General features: G+C 30.3%; 3 protein-coding genes. All 3 read right to left on the bottom strand.

The window, feature by feature from the left end; genetic code table 11:
- The coding region (locus LQU93_RS09770) for a hypothetical protein (protein ID WP_229933698.1) at positions 1 to 246 on the bottom strand (246 nt) is incomplete at its 3' end.
- Between the two features lie 560 nt (positions 247 to 806).
- Positions 807 to 1,184: a DUF7674 family protein gene (locus tag LQU93_RS09765; RefSeq protein ID WP_229933697.1), complete on the bottom strand. Its 378-nt coding sequence runs from the start codon at positions 1,182 to 1,184 to the stop codon at positions 807 to 809.
- Positions 1,165 to 2,949 (bottom strand): DUF637 domain-containing protein (locus tag LQU93_RS09760; protein WP_229933696.1); only part of this gene is annotated, 1,785 nt, incomplete at its 5' end. The genes LQU93_RS09765 and LQU93_RS09760, both read right to left, overlap by 20 nt.

Genomic DNA, 2,949 nt, shown 5'->3' with positions numbered 1-2,949 from the left:
GTAAATCTGTCCTGTTTCTTTATCTACCCAGCGAATTGTAGGACAGTCGTAATACCAAAATTTGCTCCATTCATCATCTTTATCATCCAAGCCACCCCAAAGAAATTTTGGATCACTAGGCAACACACTTCTAATATACTCTAACATTTTATCAGAGCTTACATCCCAAAATAGATCTCCTTGGATCTCTTTTTCTGGTTCGCCGTTTATTGGTGTGTGAGCGAGTATCAAACCCTCATCTATCATGCGTTTAAAGAGTGCTAAAAAGATTTCGGTTTCTTCTGCGTCAGTTAATTTTCACCCTAATTGTTTAGAAAATAACTCATTTCCCCGTCCATATAGACAATTTACCCAAATTCTAAATTTTCTTTATATATGATATCTATTTGCTCTTTGGTAAAATTTATATTCATTTAAATACTCACTAAATTTTAATTCTATATTCTTTTTGGCATCGGATAATTCTTTTATCTGCAAAGTCCATTTAAAATCACTTCCATTTGTGATCCAATATCGGATATTTACCAATATCAATATTTGGTTTTATAATCCACATTATAATAAACCTTATCGTTTGTTTTATTGTAATGATAATGTTTTTTATACTATTGGTGTCTATTTTCATTTTAGTCCAATCGTTAATATTGCTACCATCTTTTGTTAATTTTTGCTTTAATGTTTATTTCCTAATTTTCTCCGCATGTTATTTTTCCTTTCCTTAATAATGCCTCTTTCGTAAGTGTTTTATCCTTATTAAATAAACTACTTATTTACAGATTTTGTGGCTATTTTGTTTTTTGCTTTCATTATTGGAAGTTAAGCCAATTTATAGCATATTCTAGAGAATTATGTCCCAAATATGGTTTTATATTTTCATAATCTTTTTTATTTGCTATACTCTCCATAAAACCAGTGCAAAATGCTGTGGCTACATAATCATCGCTACTTATTACACCATTTTCTACAAATGTAAAAATCTCGCATTTTTGCATCTCGCTCAGTTCATCAAAAATTTCCATCGTAGCATCCCCAAAAGCACTTAATATCCATAAAAGAGATGGAATATATTCCATATCAAAGGGAAAAATTTGTTCCATATATACTTCAAAATACCTCTTGTGTTTTGAAATAAAAAAATAAATATAGCCTTTATATTTGCCCAAATCAGTTTCCATTAATTGCATTTGTTAAATCCTTTATATATTTTTGTGCTGTATCTATATCGCTTTTGTTGGCTCTTGGATTATTTTTTAACCACTTGTTTAAAGCATTTATATTGTCTATCGCTTTTTGAATATGTAATTTGTTTCCAACTTTTTGCCCAGTTTTAAGTTCGTATCTAACTGCATCTGCAGTACTTCCAGAACCAATTTTTGCCCCTTCTCTATACATTGTATTAATTATTTTTTGCAATTTAACATCTTTAACCTGAACTTTGCCCATTTTTGAAATAAGGTCTTTTTTATACTTCTCATAACTAGCAACATTTACCGCACTATCAGCACCTTTAATAACATCATTAGTGCTACTTATAACATTACTCTTTGCAGCACTTCTTCCAATAGTTATACCGCCAGTTAATCCAGCTATAAACTCAAAGTCTCTTGCGGTTGCACTTTTGTAATCTCCGAGTATTAAATCTAGTTCGTTTTTATAGAAACCATTTGTTATTAAAGTATTGGCATTTGTTAAAGTGTTATAAATATTTTTAGAAGTATCTATAGGTGAAGTTATTAATTCATACGCTCCATTTATGGTATCTTTTATTAAATTTACTCCCCCAACACTTACCCCTGAAATAAAACCTAGTGTAGTGTCACCAATAGAAACATCCAATTTTAAATTATTTTCGTAGAATTTTCTATCATTTTTAAAAGTATCTAAATATATATATTTATCACTGTATTGTTCTTTTGTAGGGTTAAATGCATTTGTATTATTTAGTCTCTCATTATAAAAGTTGCTATCTTTTATAAAATTTATTGCTAAGCCTATATTGTTTTTATCTTTTTCTGGTAGATTATTTTCATATACCTCGTTAAATGATTTATCTACTAATGACACTCCGCCTTTAGCAAGGATAGATTTTATTTCATCATTACTATATTCAACATTTAAACCATTTGTTTTAAGTATTTCTTTAAATTTATCAATATTTTTTTGATTATTTATAAAACCTATCTCTTCTTTATGCAACTGCCTATTGTTTTGCTCTGCACTTGTAGATAGATTATATCCTTGATTAGCTCCTGTTTCACCACTTAGTATAGCACCTGTTAAAATCCCTATAAGTTGTGATGATAAAAATTGTTTGTTTGTATCAGTGTTTGAACTTAATGGGGCTAGAGCTTGGGCTAGACCAGATATAATGGCTCCATCTTTAAAGCTTTGGTTTTGTATGGCTGATATACTACCACCAACTAAAGAGTGAAGAGCTATTTTTGTTAGACTCTTATCATCTAGATTTTTAACCAATCCTATATCACCTACGCTCTTGTATAAACTATCTCCTGTTTGTATTGCTAAATTTGATATTAAATTGTCTTTGAAATTTGTTCCATAAATTGCACTATTTATTCCTGCATTGCTAATTGAGTTTAGTGCCGCTTTAGTAAAGTTTTGATAAGAGAAATTTAGTGAGTTATCTGTGCTAAAATTTAAAAAGCTACTATTGTCATTAGCTAAGGTTGCATCTTTTAATATATCTAGATTGTTTATATATGAACTAACATAAGCTCCTACTCCTGCACTTATAGCTGACTTGGTTAATGATGTGGTGTCAAACTTTACTTTGCCATTAGACAAGACCATATTTGTAAGTTGTAAAGATGAGTTGGCAATAACTGCCGAACTCATAGCAGATACCATAGTAGCACTTGCTGTGCCACTAGCTAGTCCTATACCTCCTGCAAATGCAGCTCCTGCTCCTGCTGTTAGATATGTAACTAT

The sequence above is a fragment of the Campylobacter majalis genome (genome assembly GCF_905120465.1).
Taxonomy (GTDB): domain Bacteria; phylum Campylobacterota; class Campylobacteria; order Campylobacterales; family Campylobacteraceae; genus Campylobacter_A; species Campylobacter_A majalis.
The sequence above is the reverse complement of the archived record's forward strand: the minus strand, read 5'-3'. Positions and strand labels throughout refer to the sequence as shown.